Below are 24,276 nucleotides of genomic sequence, written 5' to 3'. Positions count from 1 at the left end.
GACCCTTTTTTATTTCTGTTAGGTAAGGATATGACACAGCAAGTAGATCGTTATGCCGTTTTCGGTAACCCTATTGGTCAAAGCAAATCGCCATTCATTCACACATTATTTGCTCGCCAAACCAGCCAACAACTTACCTATACAGCATTACAGCCAGAACATGGTGAATTTATCACTGCTGCGAAAGCCTTTTTCAGCGAAGGTGGTAGAGGATGTAATGTCACAGCACCTTTTAAAGAAGATGCGTATCAGTTTGCCAATCGCCTAACTGAAAGGGCTGAACTAGCTGGTGCTGTAAACACACTTAAGAAGCTCGATGACGGAGAAATCATTGGTGATAACACCGATGGTGAGGGTTTAGTTCAAGATCTGCTTCAACATCAAGTTGCGTTAAAAGGAGCTCGCGTTCTTCTTCTTGGCGCTGGTGGTGCTGCGAGAGGAGTGATTCAACCTCTTCTCGACCAAAAGCCAAAACAGTTGGTGGTCGCAAATCGAACTAGTTCAAAGGCTGAACTTCTGGCTGAGATGTTTTCTTCATATGGAAACATTAAAGGAATGGGATTAAGCGATGTTAATGAAGGGTTTGATGTCATCATTAACTCGACCTCATCTGGTCTAAGTGGTCAGCTTCCTGAAGTTTCTGAGATTATCTTTAATTCGAATAGTTCCGTTTATGACATGGTTTACGGTTCGGGAACTACCGTATTTAATCAATGGGCATTAGATAATGGTGTTCATGCTGCTTATGATGGTTTGGGCATGTTAGTGGGACAGGCAGCAGAAAGCTTTATGCTTTGGCGTGGCCTTCGTCCGGGAACAAAACAGATTTTAAGAGAATTACGTAAAAACCTAGAGATGTAAGAAGGTATTTATAAAAAATGAATCAATCAATTCTATTTCCGGATATACAAGATTGGGATGAAGAGAATCAATCAATCACCTTCCCTGCGCAGCAGTCGGGCGCCCTGATTGAGTGTGTAATGTCTATTGAGGAACTATCTCGATTAGCTGGTAAAGAGATAGGAGAAGGCGATCAAGCTTTAGTTATTTTTTCAGAGTTACGTTTTGATATTGAAGAGCTAGCTGAAGAGTTAATAGAAGAAGAGGAGTATGACTCCTCTAATCGGATTCAAATCAAAATGCTTTAGACTGGCAGTACAGAGTCTAGATAGTCGTTTTTATTCTGAACATAGTTGTCAGCTGACTTCTGTAAAAAGGCACGCTCTTTATCATTTAATGGGCGTGCTTGTTTTACTGGGCTTCCTACATATAGATAACCGCTTTCAAGTACCTTATTAGGTGGAACTAAGCTACCAGCACCAATCATCACTTCTTCTTTAACAATAACGCCATCAAGCACGATAGCTCCCATGCCAACAAGTACGCGATCTTCAATAGTACAGCCATGCAGCATTACTTTATGTCCGATAGTGACATCATTACCTATTAATAGAGGATAACCGTCAGGGTTTTCTGCATTCTTATGGGTGACATGCAAGACACTGCCGTCTTGGATATTCGTTCTCTCCCCAATATGAATGTGGTTAACATCTCCTCGAGCTGCAACCAAAGGCCACACGCTAGAGTCGTCACCGATTTTGATATCACCAACCAGTACCGAACTTGTATCTATATAGACACCTTGTCCAATCTGAGGGGATATTCCTTTATAACTGCGTATTGAACTCATAAGTCCTCCTTTATATAGGTACCTTAAGCCCTTAATTAAGAGGAATACTAGTGATAATGAGGTGTTTTGAACAAAAAACGCTCGAACAATCAAAAAAGTAAGAAAAACTTCAAAAAGGGCTTGCCAGTGTGATCGAAATCTCTATAATGCGACCTCGTTGAAACGGGAAGGCTTCTTAGGAAACCAAAACGAATCAACAAGCCAAATTAGCCAAGCTAAGCGCTTGAAAAAAGTTTTGAAAATAGTGGTTGACACTAAAACTTAAATCGCTAAAATGGCCGTCCGATTTGAGCGAAGCTCAAAAAGGAAAAGCTCTTTAACAATTTAAACCTATCAATCTGTGTGGGCACTCGTTGATGAATATCAAAACGTTTTATCCTTTGGATAAAACAGTTACTTCGGTAACACAATGATTTCAATGAACTGAGTGACCAATACAAAATTAAGTTTACTTAATTTTGGCACAGTCAATTCATTACCATTCTGTTCCTATTTATTTAAGAAGAGAGGGGTAATAGCTTTAGAATTACATGTTCATCAATCTTTTTCGAAAGAGCGAATGAATATTAGTTTTGAAGTCAGTATTCGTTGAGTCACACCTATTAATTTAGGTAATCAAAACTTTAAATTGAAGAGTTTGATCATGGCTCAGATTGAACGCTGGCGGCAGGCCTAACACATGCAAGTCGAGCGGAAACGACACTAACAATCCTTCGGGTGCGTTAATGGGCGTCGAGCGGCGGACGGGTGAGTAATGCCTAGGAAATTGCCTTGATGTGGGGGATAACCATTGGAAACGATGGCTAATACCGCATGATGCCTACGGGCCAAAGAGGGGGACCTTCGGGCCTCTCGCGTCAAGATATGCCTAGGTGGGATTAGCTAGTTGGTGAGGTAATGGCTCACCAAGGCGACGATCCCTAGCTGGTCTGAGAGGATGATCAGCCACACTGGAACTGAGACACGGTCCAGACTCCTACGGGAGGCAGCAGTGGGGAATATTGCACAATGGGCGAAAGCCTGATGCAGCCATGCCGCGTGTATGAAGAAGGCCTTCGGGTTGTAAAGTACTTTCAGTTGTGAGGAAGGGTGTGTAGTTAATAGCTGCGCATCTTGACGTTAGCAACAGAAGAAGCACCGGCTAACTCCGTGCCAGCAGCCGCGGTAATACGGAGGGTGCGAGCGTTAATCGGAATTACTGGGCGTAAAGCGCATGCAGGTGGTTCATTAAGTCAGATGTGAAAGCCCGGGGCTCAACCTCGGAACTGCATTTGAAACTGGTGAACTAGAGTACTGTAGAGGGGGGTAGAATTTCAGGTGTAGCGGTGAAATGCGTAGAGATCTGAAGGAATACCAGTGGCGAAGGCGGCCCCCTGGACAGATACTGACACTCAGATGCGAAAGCGTGGGGAGCAAACAGGATTAGATACCCTGGTAGTCCACGCCGTAAACGATGTCTACTTGGAGGTTGTGGCCTTGAGCCGTGGCTTTCGGAGCTAACGCGTTAAGTAGACCGCCTGGGGAGTACGGTCGCAAGATTAAAACTCAAATGAATTGACGGGGGCCCGCACAAGCGGTGGAGCATGTGGTTTAATTCGATGCAACGCGAAGAACCTTACCTACTCTTGACATCCAGAGAAGCCAGCGGAGACGCAGGTGTGCCTTCGGGAGCTCTGAGACAGGTGCTGCATGGCTGTCGTCAGCTCGTGTTGTGAAATGTTGGGTTAAGTCCCGCAACGAGCGCAACCCTTATCCTTGTTTGCCAGCGAGTCATGTCGGGAACTCCAGGGAGACTGCCGGTGATAAACCGGAGGAAGGTGGGGACGACGTCAAGTCATCATGGCCCTTACGAGTAGGGCTACACACGTGCTACAATGGCGCATACAGAGGGCAGCAAGCTAGCGATAGTGAGCGAATCCCAAAAAGTGCGTCGTAGTCCGGATTGGAGTCTGCAACTCGACTCCATGAAGTCGGAATCGCTAGTAATCGTGAATCAGAATGTCACGGTGAATACGTTCCCGGGCCTTGTACACACCGCCCGTCACACCATGGGAGTGGGCTGCAAAAGAAGTGGGTAGTTTAACCTTTCGGGGAGGACGCTCACCACTTTGTGGTTCATGACTGGGGTGAAGTCGTAACAAGGTAGCCCTAGGGGAACCTGGGGCTGGATCACCTCCTTATACGAAGATACCACGATGAGTGTCCACACAGATTGATTAGGTTTAGAAAAGCAAAGAGATGAAGAACTCCCAAGTTCTTCAAGGTTTGTTTCTACTTTTAAAAGTAGAGATAAATTAGCAGTGTCCCGTTCGTCTAGAGGCCTAGGACACCGCCCTTTCACGGCGGTAACAGGGGTTCGACTCCCCTACGGGATACCATTGGGTCGTTAGCTCAGTTGGTAGAGCAGTTGACTTTTAATCAATTGGTCGCAGGTTCGAATCCTGCACGACCCACCATTTCCTCCCAAGGAAATAAAAATATGGGGCTATAGCTCAGCTGGGAGAGCGCCTGCCTTGCACGCAGGAGGTCTGCGGTTCGATCCCGCATAGCTCCACCATTCCTTCCATAAGGAATTAAAACTTTTATGGGCGATTAGCTCAGTTGGGAGAGCACCTGCCTTACAAGCAGGGGGTCACTGGTTCGAGCCCGGTATCGCCCACCATCTTTAAGCATTCTCGTAAGAGAGTATTTAAAAATGGTTTTGAAAGTTTATAACTTGAAAAACTCTTGCTCTTTAACAATTTGGAAAGCTGACTGATTGATTACTTACGAGTAATTCAATCAAATTTAAAAGTTCTCAATGTTTATCTTTCATTAGATAAACACAACAAACACATTCAAGTGTCTTGTATTCGAATCAAACTTTAGTTTGATTCACAATTGAGTCCGGCAAACAGTCATCAAGAATTAACCCTTCTTGATGACAACCAAAAACCTTGGTTAGTTGCCATACGCTAAGACCCTTTCGGGTTGTATGGTTAAGTGACTAAGCGTACACGGTGGATGCCTTGGCAGTCAGAGGCGATGAAAGGCGTAATAACTTGCGATAAGCCCAGATTAGGTAGTAATAACCTTTTGAGTCTGGGATTCCTGAATGGGGAAACCTACTTACATAAGTAAGTATCCTGTTGTGAATACATAGCAACAGGAGGCAAACCGGGGGAACTGAAACATCTAAGTACCCCGAGGAAGAGAAATCAACCGAGATTCCGAAAGTAGCGGCGAGCGAAATTGGATTAGCCCTTAAGCTTTTAATGATGCAGGTGAAGAGTCTGGAAAGTCTCGCAATAAAGGGTGATAGCCCCGTAACCGACACATCATAATCAGTGAAAACGAGTAGGGCGGGACACGTGATATCCTGTCTGAATATGGGGGGACCATCCTCCAAGGCTAAATACTACTGACTGACCGATAGTGAACCAGTACCGTGAGGGAAAGGCGAAAAGAACCCCTGTGAGGGGAGTGAAATAGAACCTGAAACCGTGTACGTACAAGCAGTAGGAGCACCTTCGTGGTGTGACTGCGTACCTTTTGTATAATGGGTCAGCGACTTAATTTTAGTAGCAAGGTTAACCGTTTAGGGGAGCCGTAGGGAAACCGAGTCTTAACTGGGCGTACAGTTGCTAGGATTAGACCCGAAACCAGGTGATCTAGCCATGGGCAGGTTGAAGGTTGAGTAACATCAACTGGAGGACCGAACCGACTAATGTTGAAAAATTAGCGGATGACTTGTGGCTAGGGGTGAAAGGCCAATCAAACCTGGAGATAGCTGGTTCTCCCCGAAAGCTATTTAGGTAGCGCCTCGGACGAATACTACTGGGGGTAGAGCACTGTTAAGGCTAGGGGGTCATCCCGACTTACCAACCCTTTGCAAACTCCGAATACCAGTAAGTACTATCCGGGAGACACACGGCGGGTGCTAACGTCCGTCGTGGAGAGGGAAACAACCCAGACCGCCAGCTAAGGTCCCAAAGTATAGCTAAGTGGGAAACGATGTGGGAAGGCTCAGACAGCCAGGATGTTGGCTTAGAAGCAGCCATCATTTAAAGAAAGCGTAATAGCTCACTGGTCGAGTCGGCCTGCGCGGAAGATGTAACGGGGCTAAGCTATACACCGAAGCTGCGGCTACGTACCTTAGGGTATGTGGGGTAGGGGAGCGTTCTGTAAGCCGTTGAAGGTGGTCTGTAAGGGCTGCTGGAGGTATCAGAAGTGCGAATGCTGACATGAGTAACGATAAAGGGAGTGAAAAACTCCCTCGCCGGAAGACCAAGGGTTCCTGTCCAACGTTAATCGGGGCAGGGTAAGTCGACTCCTAAGGCGAGGCCGAAAGGCGTAGTCGATGGGAAACGGGTTAATATTCCCGTACTTCTTACAATTGCGATGGGGGGACGGAGAAGGCTAGGTGGGCCTGGCGACGGTTGTCCAGGTTCAAGTATGTAGGCGGGTGGTTTAGGTAAATCCGGACCGCTACTAACGCTGAGATACGATGTCGAGCTACTACGGTAGTGAAGTCATTGATGCCATGCTTCCAGGAAAAGCCTCTAAGCTTCAGATTGTAAGGAATCGTACCCCAAACCGACACAGGTGGTCGGGTAGAGAATACCAAGGCGCTTGAGAGAACTCGGGTGAAGGAACTAGGCAAAATGGTACCGTAACTTCGGGAGAAGGTACGCTCTTATCAGTGAAGTCCCTTGCGGATGGAGCAGACGAGAGTCGCAGATACCAGGTGGCTGCAACTGTTTATTAAAAACACAGCACTGTGCAAAATCGTAAGATGACGTATACGGTGTGACGCCTGCCCGGTGCCGGAAGGTTAATTGATGGGGTTAGACTTCGGTCGAAGCTCTTGATCGAAGCCCCGGTAAACGGCGGCCGTAACTATAACGGTCCTAAGGTAGCGAAATTCCTTGTCGGGTAAGTTCCGACCTGCACGAATGGCGTAATGATGGCCACGCTGTCTCCACCCGAGACTCAGTGAAATTGAAATCGCTGTGAAGATGCAGTGTACCCGCGGCTAGACGGAAAGACCCCGTGAACCTTTACTACAGCTTGGCACTGAACATTGAACCTACATGTGTAGGATAGGTGGGAGACTATGAAATTGCGTCGCTAGATGTGATGGAGTCGTCCTTGAAATACCACCCTTGTAGTTTTGATGTTCTAACGTTGGTCCCTGAATCGGGATTACGGACAGTGCCTGGTGGGTAGTTTGACTGGGGCGGTCTCCTCCCAAAGAGTAACGGAGGAGCACGAAGGTGGGCTAAACACGGTTGGACATCGTGTGGTTAGTGCAATGGCATAAGCCCGCTTGACTGCGAGAATGACAATTCGAGCAGGTGCGAAAGCAGGTCATAGTGATCCGGTGGTTCTGAATGGAAGGGCCATCGCTCAACGGATAAAAGGTACTCCGGGGATAACAGGCTGATACCGCCCAAGAGTTCATATCGACGGCGGTGTTTGGCACCTCGATGTCGGCTCATCACATCCTGGGGCTGAAGTCGGTCCCAAGGGTATGGCTGTTCGCCATTTAAAGTGGTACGCGAGCTGGGTTTAGAACGTCGTGAGACAGTTCGGTCCCTATCTGCCGTGGGCGTTGGAAAATTGAAAGGGGCTGCTCCTAGTACGAGAGGACCGGAGTGGACGAACCTCTGGTGTTCGGGTTGTCATGCCAATGGCATTGCCCGGTAGCTAAGTTCGGAATCGATAACCGCTGAAAGCATCTAAGCGGGAAGCGAGCCTTGAGATGAGTTTTCCCTGGCACTATAAGTGTCCTAAAGGGTTGTCGTAGACTACGACGTTGATAGGCAGGGTGTGTAAGTGCTGCGAGGCATTGAGCTAACCTGTACTAATTGCCCGTGAGGCTTAACCATACAACACCCAAGGGGTTTTGTGGACTCAATAGAAAGACAGACCTTGAATGCGTTTGAAGAGAAATACTTTTAAATAAGCTTTCCGAATTTTAAAATTTGCTTGGCGACCATAGCATTGTGGACCCACCTGATTCCATGCCGAACTCAGAAGTGAAACACAATAGCGCCGATGGTAGTGTGGGGCTTCCCCATGTGAGAGTAGGACATCGCCAGGCTCCAAATTTATTTTCACTTTTTTAAAAGTGAAGACAAAAGGTATCGTTACTTGCATTAGCAATTAACAACATCATTAGTGTACTAATCTATTGATGACAATTTGTTGGAGGGATGGCTGAGTGGTCGAAAGCACCGGTCTTGAAAACCGGCAACCGTTAATAGCGGTTCTAGGGTTCAAATCCCTATCCCTCCACCACCATTGAAAAGCCCGCTGAGAAATCAGCGGGCTTTTTTCTTATATGTAATATAAACAAAAAGAGAAGAGCACTGACGTGCCCTTCTCTTTTTGTTTACTTGAACCTTATTATTGCTAGTCTGTTAAATATTTGCCCTCTGCAACTTGCCAGAATGCTCTTATTAGAGGGTTATCTAGCTGAGAGCGCTTACAACACACACCTAACTCAAATGGTTTGATTGGCTCTATCTTTAAGCGGTCTACTTTGTCTCGTACAGGACTGTTGTTGATGACGACATCTGGTGCAATACCCACTCCACAACCAAGAGCAACCATACTGACGATCGCTTCATGCCCTGAAACTTGAGCATAAATGTTCGGCTTTATCTTCATCTTTTTGAACCATGCGTTTGCACGTTCTCGGGCTGTCCCTGCTTCCGGGATGATAAAGGGTACTTCATTCCAGTTGGGCTTATCTGATTGCAGTTGCTGGCTAAAGCTACTCACGCCAGATGGAATGATGACTGACAGTGGAATATCGCTGATGGTCTCGAACTCTAACCTTGAAGGCAGGATATCTGGCTTCGCTGAGATCGCGATATCCGCCTCATCATTCAATATTTTATCGATGGATTGGGCTGGGTCACCAGTAGATAGCTTGAATTCAATATAGGGATGAATTGCCCTGAATTCAGTTATTAGCTCAGGAAGATGACTATAACTAGCCGTTACTGAGCAAAATATACGAATTTCTCCTTTAAGTTCCTGCTCTCCACCCTTTAGATGAAGGTTATATTGCTGCCACTCTCCAACAATGCTCAATGCAACAGGTAATAGGTGTTTGCCTGCTGGGGTGAGATCAACGCTGCGGTTGTCTCTGATAAGCAATTCTTGCCCCGTCTCCTCTTCTAGTTTTTGTACCTGACGACTCAGCGCTGAAGGACTGACGTGCATAGCAGCAGCGGTTTTGCTGAAACTCTTGCTATCACATAAATGTATAAATAATTGTAGAGATTTTATGTTCATGTTCTGCGATCGTTTCCATGTTGCATTTATTGCAATAACTAATTGTGAATATATCACTTTCAGCAACGGAGTGTCTGTTTTAGTATGAAGTCATTCGATAGAGAGATATCGACCTTACGGACTTATTTTTAAAGGAGTGCCCTAGAATGGCTAACTATTTCAATACATTAAACCTTCGTGAACAACTTGACCAATTGGGTCGTTGCCGCTTTATGGATCGTGAAGAATTCGCGACAGAAGCTGAGTATCTTGAAGGTAAGAAAATCGTAATTGTTGGTTGTGGTGCTCAAGGCCTAAACCAAGGTCTAAACATGCGTGATTCTGGTCTAGACGTATCTTACGCTCTACGCCAAGCAGCAATAGATGAAAAGCGTCAATCATTCAAAAATGCTGATGAAAACGGCTTTGTTGTGGGTAGCTACGAAACGCTAATCCCTCAAGCAGACCTAGTAATCAACCTTACTCCTGATAAGCAACACACAAACGTTGTTGAAACAGTAATGCCTCTAATGAAGCAAGGTGCTGCTCTTGGTTACTCTCACGGTTTTAACGTTGTTGAAGAAGGCATGCAACTACGTGATGATCTTACGGTTGTAATGGTTGCACCTAAATGTCCTGGTTCTGAAGTACGTGAAGAGTACAAGCGTGGCTTTGGTGTTCCAACACTGATCGCTGTTCACCCAGAAAACGACCCTAAGGGCGAAGGTTGGGATATCGCTAAAGCTTGGGCAGCAGGTACTGGTGGTCACCGTGCTGGTTGCCTAGAGTCTTCTTTCGTAGCGGAAGTTAAATCTGACCTTATGGGCGAGCAAACTATCCTTTGTGGCATGCTACAAGCAGGTTCTATCGTATCGTACGAGAAGATGATTGCTGATGGCATCGAACCGGGCTACGCAGGCAAACTTCTACAATACGGTTGGGAAACGATCACTGAAGCACTGAAGTTTGGTGGCGTAACTCACATGATGGACCGTCTATCTAACCCAGCTAAAGTTAAAGCGTTTGAGCTTTCTGAAGAGCTTAAAGACCTAATGCGCCCGCTTTACAACAAGCACATGGATGACATCATCTCTGGTCACTTCTCTAGCACAATGATGGCCGACTGGGCGAACGATGACGTGAACCTACTAGGCTGGCGTGAAGAGACAGGCGAAACGGCATTCGAAAATTACCCAGCTTCTGACGTAGAAATCTCAGAGCAAGAGTATTTCGACAACGGTATCCTAATGGTTGCTATGGTTCGTGCCGGTGTTGAGCTAGCATTCGAAGCTATGACGGCATCAGGCATCATCGACGAGTCTGCTTACTACGAATCTCTACATGAGCTTCCACTAATTGCAAACACGGTTGCTCGTAAGCGTCTTTACGAAATGAACGTTGTAATTTCTGATACTGCTGAGTACGGTAACTACCTATTCGCTAACGTAGCAACACCGCTACTACGTGAGAAGTTCATGCCTTCAGTTGCAACAGACGTAATTGGCCGTGGTCTAGGTGAAACATCTAACCAAGTTGATAACGCTAAGCTAATTGAAGTAAACGAAGCTATTCGTAACCACCCTGTAGAATACATTGGTGAAGAGCTACGTAGCTACATGAGCGACATGAAGCGTATCGCTGTAGGCGGTTAATCTTCTGCTCATAACTGGATAAAGATAGCCCTGAACATTTGTTCGGGGCTTTTTTATGCCCGCAACTATTTGCTTGTAAAGTTTTGATAGGTCGAGGAAAAATAAAGGCTTACCCGAAGGTAAGCCTTTATTCGAACTTGAACTGATGGAAACGAGCTATTATTTGTCTGAAAGCTTTGCTTCTAAATCAGCTAGCTTTTGTTCCATTTCAGTTAGCTTCTGGCGAGTGCGAAGCAGTACTTGTGTTTGAACATCAAATTCTTCACGGCTCACAACGTCTAGCTTGTTTAGTTGGCCTTGGATAACCTGGCGAACTTTTTGATCTACGTCTGAACCAAGCTCTTTTACTGGTTGAGGCATAGAATCGTGAATCTGCTTAGCAATCTGCTCTAGTTTTTTTGGATCAAACATATCAATTAAAACTCCTGAATATTTACCACTATTCTATTTAATCACACTTGAGATGTCGCCTATGGCGTATAAAAAAAGGCCACCGAAGTAGCCTTTTTATTGTTAATACGACTTAGCGATTACTTATTATCAGCTAATTCTCTGTGTGCTGCTTTTGCTTCATCGACGCGAGCTAGCTTTTCTAGGTCTTTGTCTTCAACAAATACAGGTAGAGGTTTGTGTTTTTCAGCCAAGTAGCTGTAAATCACTGGCAGTACAAATAGCGTGAAGATAGTACCAATCGCCAGACCAGCTACGATTACGATACCAATACTAAAGCGCTGAGCCGCACCCGCACCACTTGCGTACATCAGTGGGATTAGGCCGGCGATCATCGCAGCTGTTGTCATTAGAATCGGACGAAGACGAACCTTCGCAGCTTCCATTACTGCTTCAATACGAGTCTTGTGATGATGCAACTGTTCCTCTTTTGCAACTTCACAGATCAAGATACCGTGCTTGGTAATCAGGCCGACCAAGGTGATTAAACCTACTTGTGAGTAGATATTCATCGTTGCCGCACCCCAAGCCAGAGCGATTAGGGCACCACAGATCGCAAGTGGCACAGATACCATGATAACCAATGGATCTTTAAGAGATTCGAATTGAATCGCCAGTACCAAGAAGATGATAGCCAGTGCTAAACCAAAGGTCGCGTAAAGCGCGCTACCTTCAGTTACGTATTGACGTGCTTCACCCATGTAATCGTGGTTATAGCCACTTGGTAGCTTATTCGCCGCCGTGTCTTCAAACCACGCAATTGCATCACCCATTGCAGCGCCTGGAGCAGGTACCGCACCAATCGTAGCTGAGTTCAATTGGTTGAAGTGAGGAAGAGAACGAGGCTCTGCCACAACATCAATCGTAATCAAGCTGCCAAGTGGTACAGCATTACCGTCCGCAGCACGTACGTAGTAGTTATTCATCGATTCTGGGTTCAAACGGAATTTACGTTCAACTTGAGGGATAACCTCGTAAGAACGACCATTCAAGTCGATACGGTTTACGTAGCCATCTGACATCATGGTACCAAGCGTGATACCGATATCTTGCATGGTCACGCCGTATGCGCCCGCTTTGTCCTTGTCGATGTGTACTTTCATCGTTGCTGAGTCATAGTTCAGATCGAGATCCGAGTATACGAACAGCGGGTTTGTCGCTACATCAGTCAAGATATCAGTGGTGATTTGGAACAGGCTCTCAAAACTGTTTGGCGTTGTGATAACAAACTGAATTGGAAGACCTGAACCTGCACCTGGTAGTTCTGGCATTTGGAATGCAGTAACTGCCATTCCAGGAACATCTTTCACCAAACCACCAACGCGGGTTGCTACGTCAGATTGACTTGCTTCACGCTCACTCCAAGGCACCATAGATGCAATACCAAACGCTTGGTTTGCATTAGGAACACCTGTGAACACCTGCGCGTAAGCTACTTCTGGCTGATCAGACAGAACCTTATTTACGTCGTTCATGGTATTTTGCATGAAGTCTAAGTTCGCGTTCGACGGCGCCGTACCCATCAACATGATCACACCTTTATCTTCTGAAGGTGCTAACTCACTTGGGATGAACTTAAATAGCATTGGTAAGCTTGCAAATACGATCACCGCAAAGCCAATGAATACTGGGCGATGGTTCATTACCGCGCTAAGCATGCGCTCATAACGGTTCGTCATGCCATCCAGTACGCTATGTACTTTCTGTTCAAACTTGCTTGGCTCAGCATGAGCTTTTAGCATTTTAGAACACATCATTGGTGATAGTGTTAGTGCCACGATACCTGATACAAAAACAGAACCCGCTAGAGTTAATGCAAACTCTTTAAATAGTGAGCCCGTGATACCACCCATCATCGCGATTGGAGCGTATACTGCGCCTAGCGTTAGGGTCATTGCGATAACAGGAACCGCAATTTCACGAGTACCGATGATCGCAGCACGGAAAGGTGACTCCCCGAGCTTAATATGTCGGTCGACGTTTTCCAGTACCACGATCGCATCATCTACCACCAGACCGATGGCGAGCACCATTGCCAGTAGTGTCATCAGGTTCCAAGAGAAGCCCATTGCCTGCATTACCATTGCCACACCAATCAAAGACAGTGGGATAGTAACGATAGGGATCAGTACAGCACGGAACGAACCTAAGAACAGAGTAATTACGATCAATACGATTAATGCAGCTTCAAGGATGGTTTTTATAACCTCTTGAATCGATTCGTTAATCGCAATTGTCGAGTCATACATCACGTTCATGGAAATGTTACTTGGCAAGTTCTTCTCTAACTGAGGGAGAAGTTCGAGTACATCAGCGGCAATGTTGATTGGGTTTGCACTTGGTGCTGCGTTAATTGCTGCAACTACCGCTTCTTGGCCGTTGGCACTTGCACGGTAAATATCGTGGCTTTTCTCTAGAGAAACCTTAGCGATGTCAGACAGGCGAATAATCTCACCTTCACCACTTCTAACGACTAAGTTCTCTAGCTCTTCAGTGTTCGAAACTTGCGTGTCGGCACTGCCGTTATAAAGAACAAACTCACCTGTTGCTTGACCTGTCGCCGATTGGTAGTTATTCGCATCCAATACCGCCATTACGTCAGTTGCGGTAAGGTTTACTGCTGCCATTTTAGCTGGGTCTAGCCACACGCGTAGTGCGTATTTCATACCACCATATAGGTCAACTTTAGATACGCCATTTACCGTAAATAGTTGCGGGTTGATTACTCGCTCTAGATAGTCGGTAATTTGGCTCGACACCAACTCATCACTGGTAAAACCAATGTAGAGTACCGCCGTTGTTGAACCGGTAGACATAGTTACGGTTGGATCTTCGGCTTCTTTAGGAAGCTGAGAACGTACCGAGTTAGTCTTGGCCAGTATGTCAGACAGCGCCGCATTCGGGTCTGTGTTCAACTTCATGTTCACGGTAATCGTCGAGCTACCGAGTACAGAAGAAGAAGTCATATAGTCGATGTTATCCGCTTGGGCCACAGCCTGCTCGAGGGGCTGGGTGATAAAGCCTTGGATAAGATCGGCACTTGCACCGTAGTAACTCGTAGTTACGGTTACGACGGTATTCGTCATTTCAGGGTATTCACGCACCTGCATTTTGAAGATTGCTTGTAAGCCAAGCAACGCAATCAAAAAGCTGATGGATACCGCTAGAACTGGACGTTTAATAAAAACATCAGTAAAGCGCATTGGGCCTCCAGTTACAGCTTAGGTGTTTCAGATGGTGGAGTGATTGAATCACTTTCTACGATCTTAACTTTGGCACCGTTACTCAGACGTACTTGGCCAGAAGTTACAACCGTATCGCCAGCTTTAACGCCTTCAAGGATATGTGCGATATCTGCTGTACGTTCACCAACTTTCACAACATGTTGAGCAACACGTTGAACGCCGTCTTCTTCCGTTAGGATGTAAACATTGTCACCGTATAGAGTGAAAGTAATCGCCGTTTGCGGCAGGGTTACTTGGTTCTCTAGTTTAGGAAGAATGATGTTAGCGCGAGCGAACATGCCACTGCGAAGCTTGCCATCATTGTTTGGAATATCCGCTTGAACTTGAATAAGACCACTTTGGATGCTTACTGCAGGTTCAATAGCACTGATAGAGCCTTCAAACGGTTTTTCTGGGTAAGCATCAACAAAGATGTCGATAGCCTGGCCAACATTAATGCGAGAGATATCGGTTTGAGAAACCGTGAAGCGTAGGCGCATGACACTGGTGTCTTCTAAACGAACGATATCGGTACCCGATTGTAGGTATTGACCTAGGTATACGTTACGAATACCAACCTTGCCATCAAAAGGTGCGCGAATTTCGCGGCGTTCGATCGAGGCTTTTAGGCTTTCAATATCAGCAGATAGAGAGAAGTAGTTTGCTTCTGCTTCATCGTACGCTTCTTTAGAAATAGAGCCTTTCTTGAATAGACCTTGGTAACGCTTGTATTTTGCTTTCGCAGCAGGCAAACGAGCTTCAGAACTCTTAAGGTTGGCTTTCTCTACGTCAGAATCAAGACGTACCAGTTGCTGACCACTCTTAACATCAGTACCCGATTCGAAAGAAATTTGGTCAATAACACCGCTGGTTTCGTTCGCTAGTGTCACACCTTGATTTGGTTCGATGAAGCCGATAGCTTCAATTACGGGAACCCAGTCGATCGGCTGAACTTCAGTTACCGTTACGGGAAACTCGGGTTCAGGGCGGTTGGCCATATACTCAGCAATTTTTTGTTGTTTGAACATGTTGAATCCAATAACGCTGCCAAAAAGCAATACAGCGATGAATAACATGAAGAAAGTCCACTTTTTCATTATGGTCAAAACTCCGATCTAGTGTTTAATTATTGCGTCCCAACTGGCTTCTATTGCAGCTTCTAGTGCTGCCTCGTCGAGTTGGTAAAATCCTAAAGAATGCTTTCGCGCTAGAGAGACACTAGCCGCTAAGCTCAAGCCGCTTAATACTTCATTATCAAGCGGTTTAAACAGTCCCTGCTCTTTACCTTCATTAAATAGCAGTTCAACTTGGGCAAACATTTTACGTTCCAGTTCCCTGAAGTTTAGGCTATTTGTAATAGGTAGAGAGTCATACTGAACCCGATTTTTTATCGCGGCTAAGTTCGTTCCCGCTAAGTTCCATATGTTCAACCACATAGTACGATAGCGTTGCTTAATTGGATCCGAATCATTAACCCCTTCTTGAACAGCATCAGCTACTCGTTGAGTCACGAGCACTCGAACATCATCGATCAAGTGATCTTTATCATCGAAGTAGCGATAGATAGTGCCTGCAGCTACCCCTGCTTCTTTGGCTAATTTTTGCATCGAAAGGCCTTGAAAACCGACCTCCGCAATGAGCTTTTCAGCAGCAGAAAGTATTTGTTGGCGTTTATCCTGAGGTGCATGAGTTGTCATCTTTCCATCACCAGTGAATGAACGTTCATTCATTATAGCCTAAGAACCATACATCTATGCAACAAAGTTTTACACAAATGACGTAAAAATCTTGTATAAGAGAACGTAGCATTCGTGCTATTGCAGCATTATTATAGGCGCGCAATTTAATTCGCCCCTCTAGACCAAATTGAGAATCAAATGAAACTGAATCCAAGACAAGATGAAGCCGTGAAGTATGTTTCTGGCCCCTGTTTAGTATTAGCAGGCGCTGGTTCAGGAAAAACACGTGTTATCACCAATAAGATTGCTTACTTGGTTCAAGAGTGTGGCTACAAAGCTCGTAATATTGCAGCGGTAACCTTTACCAATAAAGCGGCACGCGAAATGAAAGAGCGTGTAGGACAAACTCTAGGTAAAAATGAATCAAAAGGTCTGATCGTTTCGACCTTTCACACTATGGGTTTGACGATTATTCGCCGCGAATACAAAGCATTGGGTTTAAAAGCTGGCTTTTCTTTGTTTGATGATCAGGACCAGTTAGCTTTACTTAAAGAGTTAACCGAAAGGCAGATCGATGGTGACAAAGATCTACTACGCGCTTTAATGAGCACCATTTCGAATTGGAAGAATGACATGCTGACGCCTGATCAGGCCAAAGCACGAGCTCAAGGCGAACAAGAACAGCTTTTTGCATTCTGTTTTGAGATGTATCAGAAACAGATGAAGGCATACAACGCGCTCGATTTTGATGATCTGATTGCGATGCCGGTATTGTTACTGAAAACTAATCAAGAAGTCCGTGAGCGCTGGCAGTCTCGCATTCGCTATTTACTGGTCGATGAGTATCAAGATACCAACACCAGTCAATATGAGTTGGTTCGTTTATTGGTGGGAGAACGTGGTCGTCTGACGGTAGTAGGTGATGATGACCAATCTATTTACTCATGGCGTGGCGCAAAGCCGCAAAACTTGGTTTTGCTAGGTGAGGATTACCCGAACCTTCGTTTAATCAAACTAGAGCAAAACTATCGTTCAACCAGTCGAATTTTGCGTGCGGCGAACATCTTGATCGCTAATAACCCACACGTTTATGAAAAATCACTGTTCTCAGAGATCCCGGACGGTGAAAAGCTCAAGGTACTGAATGCCAAGAATGAAGAGCACGAAGCCGAACGTATTACTGGTGAGATCATTGCCCACAAGTTTTTGAATCGCACAGATTACAAAGATTACGCAGTGCTTTACCGTGGTAATCACCAATCTCGCTTGATTGAAAAAGCCTTGATGCAAAACCGTGTGCCTTACAAGATCTCTGGTGGTACGTCTTTCTTTGCTAGAGCTGAGATTAAAGACATCATGGCTTACTTACGTGTGTTGGTGAACCCAGATGATGACAATGCGTTTTTACGTATTGTGAACACGCCACGTCGTGAGATTGGTCCGGTTACTTTAGAGAAACTCGGCAGCTACGCCAATATGCGTGGTAAGAGCTTGTTTGAAGCCAGCTTTGAGATGGGCTTAGAGCAAACGCTGACGGGGCGTGGTCTAGAAAACTTGCGCCGTTTCGGTGACTGGATTGTTCGTATCTCGGATAATGCAGAGCGTGGTAATACGGTTGAGGCCGTACGTTCTTTGGTTCGTGACATTAACTATGAAGATTGGTTGTACGAAACTTCGGCGAGCCCGAAAGCGGCTGAAATGCGAATGAAGAACGTCTCTGATCTTTACAGTTGGATAGTGGCTGATCTTGAAGGTGACAACTACGACAAGGAAGAGAAAACCCTACGCGAGGTAGTGCAACGTTTAACACTGCGTGACATGATGGAGCGTGGGGAAGATGATGACGATGCAGACCAGGTTCAATTAATGACACTGCATGCATCGAAAGGCCTAGAGTTTCCATATGTATTCCTGATGGGGGCAGAAGAGGGTATTTTACCGCACCAAACCAGTGTTGATGAAGGCAACGTAGAAGAAGAGCGTCGTCTTATGTACGTAGGGATTACTCGAGCGCAAAAAGAGCTGACCTTTACTAAGTGTCGTGAACGCCGTCAATATGGTGAATTGATTAAGCCAACACAAAGTCGCTTTCTTGATGAACTGCCGCATGATGATGTGGAGTGGGAAAGCGTTAAGAAGCCTCAATCCGCTGAAGAAAGAATGGAAAAAGGGCAGGCGCACATTGCGAATATTCGAGCGATGTTCAATAAGAAATAATGATCTACTTTAATAGCACTATATAAAAACCAATAAAAAGGTGACCATGAGGTCACCTTTTTTGAATTTGGCATTTTTAATTACAGATCGGTAAATTACAGACCGGCAATCATGTGCTCGATAGCATCTTTGATTTCGTCGTCTGAACAGTCCATACATGAACCTTTCGCAGGCATTGCATTAAAGCCGTTGATTGCGTGATTCGCTAGAATATCGCGACCTTGAGCAATACGAGGACCCCAATCACCAGCATCGCCTTTTTTAGGTGCGCCACTTACGCCAGATGCGTGACAAGCGATACAAAAGGTACCGTAAACTGCTGCGCCATCACGAGGGCCTGTTGGTTCCGCGACTACTGGCTCACTGCCGACTAGGTATACTTGGCCAACTGGTTTGATGCGTTCAGCAATAGCATCTTGCTCTGCTTCGCTTAGGCCTGAAGCCATTGCACCAGTTGAAAAGGTTAAAACTGCGATGACAACGCTTAAAATTCGACGAGACATATCCATTAAACTCACTTTACATTCCCAAGGTAAGTACATGCTTACCAATTTATAGTGTTGGAAGGGTGTTTTGATTTGAGCAGCAAAGAGCAACTGTTAAACCAATGTAAATAATGGGTGATTATATCCCGATAAGTTGTTGCAATAAACAACAACTTATAAGCTGTAGCGGGTTGTAGTACTCAAATAAGGGGTTTATCACATATTAACTGTCGAAAAAGAGACCAAACAGAAAAAAAAGTTAAAAAAGTACTAGACGGCATTGGGTGATATACGTATTATTCCACTCCGCCGACAGGGCATGCGCCTGTAGCTCAGCTGGATAGAGCGTTGGCCTCCGGAGCCAAAGGCCGAAGGTTCGAATCCTTTCAGGCGCGCCATCCGGTCTCTTACTTCGGTAAGTGAGAATTGGCAAAAAAGAAATAATGGTGGCTATAGCTCAGTTGGTAGAGCCCTGGATTGTGATTCCGGTGGTCGCGAGTTCGAATCTCGTTAGCCACCCCATTCTTTCTTTACAAAATATCGGTAGCTTCGGCTTCCAGTGTTGATTCATTCTTCCCAAGAATCGATACAAAACTAGTCGGTGAATAGCGCAGCTTGGTAGCGCATCTGGTTTGGGACCAGAGGGTCGGGGGTTCGAATCCCTCTTCACCGACCACTATTTCAATAATCGCTTGTTAAGTGGTTATATAAAAATTAGTGGTGGCTATAGCTCAGTTGGTAGAGCCCTGGATTGTGATTCCGGTGGTCGCGAGTTCGAATCTCGTTAGCCACCCCATTAATTTTGGTAGCTTCTTTGAAGTTTCCAGTTTGAGAAATCAAACGAAACATCTCGGTGAATAGCGCAGCTTGGTAGCGCATCTGGTTTGGGACCAGAGGGTCGGGGGTTCGAATCCCTCTTCACCGACCACCTTAAGAAAGCTCATCAGAAATGATGAGCTTTTTTTCTATCTGGAGAAAAGATAATGATGTATTCGGGGGCTGGAAGCCCAGTCGTATCAAATCCTTCTTCACCGAGCACCTTTAAGAAAGCTCATCAGAAATGATGAGCTTTTTTTCATCTGTAGATCACTAGATTGGAACCCAAGTGGGGTTTGCCTGATGTTCAAAGAATGTCTCTTCACCGATCACTTAAGAAGCCTCAACTAGCCGTCCGCGTCAGAAATGACGGGGCTTTTTTACGCCTGGAATTTAGATCATTTGAGACCAGAGGGCTGGATCGCCAGTCCGCAGGAAGCCCTGCCGCGCCGTTATTCATTAACCTGCTATTTAAGGTTATGAACTTACCTATTTCGAAAAATTGTCTGTGATCGTACTGGTAAAATGTACTTTCGTATTAAATGAGCATGCTGTCATGTCTTTAATTATTACGTCTTTATAAATATATTTTCTCTATAAAATCATTAGATCTATATCTAATTTTATATAAATTGATTGCTCAATAATTCGACAAACTAATGGGTTTGGTCTAAGTGTTTTTATGAAAAGAGAAATCTAACCTTAGATTTGCTCTCTAAGGTCTATATTTGACAGATTTCTTCATATTAAATAGCCTAAAATCGTCTCTAATTTTATAAGCCTCTTATTTTACTACTTTACATTTATCACACTTATCTTGATGGTGGAAAGTGTGGCTTATTACTATGTATCTAGTTGTTTTATTTGTATTATTTAAATAATCTAGCATTTGTTTCTATAGTGTTAATTGTTTTTTGGAATAATTATTTGTTTTAAATGACTAATAGTGAGATCTGCTTTGAACGATTGGTTTCAGTCTACAAGTAAGTTGTAGTAAGGGATTTGTGAGTATTTCTCACCATGAGTATGATGTTGATTTTTATTACTATATGCTCTTTTTTTGAATAGTTATGTAGTGCTTTTGCTTGCCAGGCGTTTAATGTCGACTTTTTATCCTATTTTTGTTGCTTTTCTGTGAATTATTTGCCAAATTGTCAACCGTATAAAATATCAGAACAATATTCTGGTAAGAATGGATTCAATTTTGCAGACAGGGCAGAAAGCTGCCAAAGCAGTAGAGGTCTGGTAATGTCACTTTTAGAAGTAAAAAATCTTCGTATCGAATATCCATCTCGTCATGGAGTTCACGCCGCAGTTAAATCACTTTCGTTCAACATTGAACGTGGTGAGATCGTTGGCGTTGTAGGCGAATCTGGTGCAGGTAAATCAACAGTGGGTAATGCTGTTATTGATTTACTGAGCCCTCCTGGCCGTATTGCTAGCGGCGAGGTGTTTCTGGATGGCGAAAAAGTTTCGGGTTTATCTCCTGAGCAGATGCGCTCTGTTCGCGGCTCAAAGATTGGATTTATCTTCCAAGACCCAATGACTTCTCTTAACCCTCTATTCACAGTAGAACAGCAGTTAAAAGAGACGATTCATGCCAACATGAAGGTTTCGGATCAAGAAGCCTACCAGCGTTCACTAGACTTGATGAACCAAGTGGGTATCCCACAACCAGAAAACCGTTTAAAGCAGTACCCACACCAGTTTTCTGGCGGTATGCGTCAGCGTGTTGTTATCGCGATCGCATTGGCAGGTGAACCTGACTTAATCATCGCAGATGAACCAACAACCGCACTGGATGTTTCTATCCAAGATCAGATCTTGGGTTTGATTCGCGACCTATGTATTAAGAAGAACGTAGGTTGTATGTTGGTCACGCACGATATGGGTGTTGTATCTAACGTAACCGATCGTGTAGCCGTGATGTATCGTGGTGATTTGGTTGAGTTTGGCCCAACGGCGAAAGTCCTTGGCACTCCTGAGCATCCATACACACACAGCCTTATTTCAGCGGTTCCGCGTTCAGATCGTAAACTCGATCGTTTCCCTACAGTGAGTTACATCGAAGAAGCACACGAGATGGAACCACTGGATGTGAAAAACCACTGGTTGGGCCAAAGCCAAGATCACCGTGATTACACGGGGCCTTTGTTGAACGTTGAAAACGTGAACTTACGTTTTACGACTAAAGATTCATTCTTCGAAAGCCGTCGTGAATATGTTCAAGCGTCAAACAACGTCAGCTTTGAAGTGCATGAAGGTGAGACGTTTGGTTTGGTGGGTGAATCTGGTTCGGGTAAATCAACGATTGCTCGTGTGATTGCTGGCTTATACGCACCGAACTCAGGCAAGGTAACCTTTGAAGGTATTGACCTTACCGGTCTTAAATCTGAAAAAGAGCGTCGCCCTATGCGTCGCCAAATGCAGATGGTTTTCCAAAATCCGTATACATCAATGAACCCTCGAATGAAGATATTCGACATCATTGCTGAACCTATCCGTTTCCATAAGCTAACTCGCAACGAAAATGAAACTCGTCAGATCGTTAACGACCTGCTCGATCACGTTGGTTTGGGCCAAATGGCAGGGGTTAAGTACCCGCACGAATTCTCAGGTGGCCAACGTCAGCGTATCTCTATTGCTCGCGCTCTGGCAACTCGTCCTCGTCTTCTGATTTGTGATGAACCTACCTCGGCGCTGGATGTGTCAGTACAGGCTCAAATCCTTAATCTATTGAAAGACCTGCAAGACGAGCTCAATCTGACTATGCTGTTCATCAGTCATGATTTACCGGTTATTCGTCAAATGTGTGATCGTGTTGGCGTGATGCAAATGGGCGAACTATTGGAAGTTGCGCCAACTGAGCAGTTATTCCAATCGCCTCAGCATGAATACAGTAAGCACCTAATTTCTTTAATGCCTGAGTTTACGGGCTTAAGAGAAGAAAAAGCAGTGGCAAAAGCCGCAGTATAAAAATCAGCAGGCTGGAGTTTAGCTTGCTAAAAACAATAAACAGACGCAAATACAACAACTAGGGATCTGGATTCCCGCATGAAGGAGTTATGCAATGAAAACCATGAAAAGCAAATTAGCAGTAGCTTTGATGGCAGCTGGCCTAAGCTTTAGTGCAGCAGCAGCAGATATTACCGTTGGCTACGCAGCTGACCCAGTATCACTTGATCCGCACGAGCAGCTGTCTGGTGGCACACTGCAAATGTCTCACATGGTGTTTGACCCTCTAGTACGTTTTACACAAGAGATGGATTTTGAAGGCCGCCTAGCATCTAGCTGGGAGCGTGTTGATGAAACGACTTTCCGTTTCAACCTACGTAAAGGTGTGAAATTCCACTCTGGTAACGAACTGACAGCTGATGATGTTGTGTGGACTTTTGAACGTCTACAAGCTTCTCCAGACTTTAAGTCTATCTTCACGCCATACGAGAAAATGGTAAAAGTGGATGACTATACAGTTGAGCTAGTATCAAAAGCGGCTTACCCACTAGTACTACAAACAGCAACTTACATCTTCCCAATGGACAGCAAGTTCTACTCAGGCCAAACAGCTGAAGGTAATGACAAGTCTGAACTAGTTAAGCACGGTAATTCGTTTGCTTCGACTAATGTTTCAGGTACTGGTCCATTCATCGTTACGCAACGTGAGCAAGGCGTTAAAGTTACGTTCGAGCGTTTCAATGATTACTGGGATACAGAAACGGATGGTAACGTAGACAAGCTAACACTTGTGCCAATCAAAGAAGACGCAACGCGTGTTGCAGCACTTCTTTCTGGCGATGTAGATATGATTCACCCTGTAGCACCAAACGATCACAAGCGTGTTAAGAACGCTAAGAATATCGATCTAGTAACGCTACCTGGTACTCGTATCATTACGTTCCAAATGAACCAAAACAGCAACGAAGCACTGAAAGATGTGCGTGTTCGTCAAGCAATCGTTCATGCGATTAACAATGAAGGTATTGTTAAGAAAATCATGAAAGGTTTCGCGACAGCTGCTGGTCAGCAAAGCCCAACAGGCTACGCGGGTCACAACGAAGATTTAGTTCCTCGTTACGATCTGAAAAAAGCGAAAGAGCTGATGAAAGAAGCGGGCTACGAAGATGGCTTTACACTAACTATGGCAGCGCCTAACAACCGTTACGTGAACGATGCGAAAGTAGCGCAAGCGTCTGCGGCAATGCTGTCTAAGATTGGTATCAAAGTTGATCTTAAGACGATGCCTAAAGCACAGTACTGGCCTGAGTTTGACCTATGTTCAGCAGACATGATGATGATCGGTTGGCACTCAGACACAGAAGATTCAGCGAACTTCAATGAGTTTCTAACAATGACTCGTAACGAAGAGACTGGTCGTGGTCAATACAACTGTTCTGGCTACTCAAACCCAGAAATGGATGCGATTGTAGAAGCTTCTAACACCGAAACTGATCCAGTTAAGCGTTCTAAGATGCTGAAAGGCGTTGAAGCAACACTTTACAACGATGCAGTATTCGTACCTCTACACTGGCAAAGTGAAGCGTGGGGCGCGAAGTCTAACGTTGGTGCTGCAGACATCGTAAACCCAATGGTTATGCCTTACTTCGGCGACCTAGTTGTAAAATAATCTAGCTTGCTAGAATCGAGAGCCTGAAGTTTTTCAGGCTCTCAATATTATTAAGATATAGATTTAAGTTTCGGTATTTGGTCTTCCTTCAGTCTGGCTAAATACCTTTTTTAAGACTGAATTTTTTTGTTGTCTAATCGCGGATTTCGATTAGATAGTCATGGATAGATAAG

The 24,276-nt window shown here is 45.0% G+C and carries 13 protein-coding genes, 10 tRNA genes and 3 rRNA genes; 19 read left to right on the top strand and 7 right to left on the bottom strand.

The window, feature by feature from the left end; genetic code table 11:
• Window positions 1-30: 30 nt before the first annotated feature.
• The gene (aroE, locus tag OCW38_RS14790) at window positions 31-861 is read left to right on the top strand and encodes a shikimate dehydrogenase (protein WP_065100101.1); all 831 of its coding nucleotides are present in this window, start codon (window positions 31-33) and stop codon (window positions 859-861) included.
• A gap of 17 nt (window positions 862-878) precedes the next feature.
• Window positions 879-1,148, top strand: a complete 270-nt coding sequence (locus OCW38_RS14785; protein WP_010433369.1) for a DUF1488 family protein — start codon at window positions 879-881, stop codon at window positions 1,146-1,148.
• Here OCW38_RS14785 and OCW38_RS14780 read toward each other — a convergent pair.
• Window positions 1,145-1,690: a gamma carbonic anhydrase family protein gene (locus tag OCW38_RS14780; RefSeq protein WP_010433372.1), complete on the bottom strand. Its 546-nt coding sequence runs from the start codon at window positions 1,688-1,690 to the stop codon at window positions 1,145-1,147. The genes OCW38_RS14785 and OCW38_RS14780 overlap by 4 nt on opposite strands.
• A gap of 625 nt (window positions 1,691-2,315) precedes the next feature.
• On the opposite strand from OCW38_RS14780, the gene OCW38_RS14775 reads away from it, so the two are divergent.
• The 8 genes from OCW38_RS14775 (at window position 2,316) to OCW38_RS14740 (ending at window position 7,972) form a co-directional block, all read left to right on the top strand.
• Window positions 2,316-3,870, top strand: a 16S ribosomal RNA gene (locus tag OCW38_RS14775).
• Window positions 3,871-3,992: 122 nt separating this feature from the next.
• Window positions 3,993-4,068, top strand: a tRNA-Glu gene (locus OCW38_RS14770).
• A 2-nt stretch (window positions 4,069-4,070) separates the two neighbouring features.
• Window positions 4,071-4,146 (top strand) — tRNA-Lys (locus tag OCW38_RS14765).
• Window positions 4,147-4,171: 25 nt separating this feature from the next.
• Window positions 4,172-4,247, top strand: a tRNA-Ala gene (locus tag OCW38_RS14760).
• Window positions 4,248-4,276: 29 nt separating this feature from the next.
• Window positions 4,277-4,352: transfer RNA gene (locus OCW38_RS14755), tRNA-Val, on the top strand.
• A 314-nt stretch (window positions 4,353-4,666) separates the two neighbouring features.
• A 23S ribosomal RNA gene (locus tag OCW38_RS14750) occupies window positions 4,667-7,560 on the top strand.
• Between the two features lie 99 nt (window positions 7,561-7,659).
• A 5S ribosomal RNA gene (gene rrf / locus OCW38_RS14745) occupies window positions 7,660-7,775 on the top strand.
• The 16S, 23S and 5S rRNA genes sit together here with 5 tRNA genes alongside, the layout of an rRNA operon.
• A 106-nt stretch (window positions 7,776-7,881) precedes the next feature.
• Window positions 7,882-7,972 (top strand) — tRNA-Ser (locus tag OCW38_RS14740).
• Window positions 7,973-8,086: 114 nt separating this feature from the next.
• Here the strand turns inward: OCW38_RS14740 and ilvY are convergent.
• Window positions 8,087-8,977 carry an HTH-type transcriptional activator IlvY gene (ilvY, locus tag OCW38_RS14735; protein ID WP_010433390.1) on the bottom strand — a complete coding sequence of 297 codons (891 nt, stop codon included), beginning with the start codon at window positions 8,975-8,977 and terminating at the stop codon, window positions 8,087-8,089.
• 146 nt (window positions 8,978-9,123) lie between these two features.
• Here ilvY and ilvC point away from each other — a divergent pair, with 146 nt between their 5' ends.
• On the top strand, window positions 9,124-10,608 hold the full coding sequence (gene ilvC, locus OCW38_RS14730) for a ketol-acid reductoisomerase (protein ID WP_010433392.1): 1,485 nt from the start codon (window positions 9,124-9,126) through the stop codon (window positions 10,606-10,608).
• Between the two features lie 159 nt (window positions 10,609-10,767).
• Here ilvC and ubiK read toward each other — a convergent pair whose 3' ends face one another.
• The 4 genes from ubiK to OCW38_RS14710 all read right to left on the bottom strand — a co-directional run bounded on the left by ubiK (window position 10,768) and on the right by OCW38_RS14710 (window position 15,979).
• Complete coding sequence (gene ubiK, locus OCW38_RS14725) at window positions 10,768-11,019, bottom strand: ubiquinone biosynthesis accessory factor UbiK (RefSeq protein WP_010433394.1); 252 nt, start codon at window positions 11,017-11,019, stop codon at window positions 10,768-10,770.
• 119 nt (window positions 11,020-11,138) lie between these two features.
• Window positions 11,139-14,261, bottom strand: a complete 3,123-nt coding sequence (locus tag OCW38_RS14720; protein ID WP_016784112.1) for a multidrug efflux RND transporter permease subunit — start codon at window positions 14,259-14,261, stop codon at window positions 11,139-11,141.
• 11 nt (window positions 14,262-14,272) lie between these two features.
• Entirely contained in the window at window positions 14,273-15,379 is a 1,107-nt protein-coding gene (locus OCW38_RS14715) for an efflux RND transporter periplasmic adaptor subunit (RefSeq protein WP_010433397.1), read from the bottom strand.
• Between the two features lie 18 nt (window positions 15,380-15,397).
• Window positions 15,398-15,979, bottom strand: coding sequence for a TetR/AcrR family transcriptional regulator (locus OCW38_RS14710; RefSeq protein ID WP_010433399.1), 582 nt, complete (start codon window positions 15,977-15,979; stop codon window positions 15,398-15,400).
• A 180-nt stretch (window positions 15,980-16,159) separates the two neighbouring features.
• Between OCW38_RS14710 and rep the strand changes: the two genes are divergently transcribed.
• Window positions 16,160-18,178 carry a DNA helicase Rep gene (gene rep, locus OCW38_RS14705; protein WP_010433402.1) on the top strand — a complete coding sequence of 673 codons (2,019 nt, stop codon included), beginning with the start codon at window positions 16,160-16,162 and terminating at the stop codon, window positions 18,176-18,178.
• A gap of 95 nt (window positions 18,179-18,273) precedes the next feature.
• Here rep and OCW38_RS14700 read toward each other — a convergent pair whose 3' ends face one another.
• Window positions 18,274-18,687: a c-type cytochrome gene (locus tag OCW38_RS14700; RefSeq protein WP_016788864.1), complete on the bottom strand. Its 414-nt coding sequence runs from the start codon at window positions 18,685-18,687 to the stop codon at window positions 18,274-18,276.
• A gap of 297 nt (window positions 18,688-18,984) precedes the next feature.
• On the opposite strand from OCW38_RS14700, the gene OCW38_RS14695 reads away from it, so the two are divergent.
• From OCW38_RS14695 to OCW38_RS14665, 7 genes are all read left to right on the top strand, one after another.
• Window positions 18,985-19,061 (top strand) — tRNA-Arg (locus OCW38_RS14695).
• Window positions 19,062-19,109: 48 nt separating this feature from the next.
• A tRNA-His gene (locus OCW38_RS14690) sits at window positions 19,110-19,185 on the top strand.
• Between the two features lie 77 nt (window positions 19,186-19,262).
• Window positions 19,263-19,339 (top strand) — tRNA-Pro (locus tag OCW38_RS14685).
• Between the two features lie 44 nt (window positions 19,340-19,383).
• A tRNA-His gene (locus OCW38_RS14680) sits at window positions 19,384-19,459 on the top strand.
• A 55-nt stretch (window positions 19,460-19,514) separates the two neighbouring features.
• Window positions 19,515-19,591 (top strand) — tRNA-Pro (locus OCW38_RS14675).
• 1,136 nt (window positions 19,592-20,727) lie between these two features.
• Window positions 20,728-22,455, top strand: a complete 1,728-nt coding sequence (locus OCW38_RS14670; RefSeq protein ID WP_010433407.1) for a dipeptide ABC transporter ATP-binding protein — start codon at window positions 20,728-20,730, stop codon at window positions 22,453-22,455.
• Window positions 22,456-22,549: 94 nt separating this feature from the next.
• The gene (locus OCW38_RS14665; RefSeq protein WP_016768241.1) at window positions 22,550-24,103 is read left to right on the top strand and encodes an ABC transporter substrate-binding protein; all 1,554 of its coding nucleotides are present in this window, start codon (window positions 22,550-22,552) and stop codon (window positions 24,101-24,103) included.
• Window positions 24,104-24,276 lie beyond the last annotated feature (173 nt).

The sequence above is a fragment of the Vibrio cyclitrophicus genome (assembly GCF_024347435.1).
GTDB lineage: Bacteria > Pseudomonadota > Gammaproteobacteria > Enterobacterales > Vibrionaceae > Vibrio > Vibrio cyclitrophicus.
This window is presented reverse-complemented; position numbering and strand designations above follow the sequence as displayed.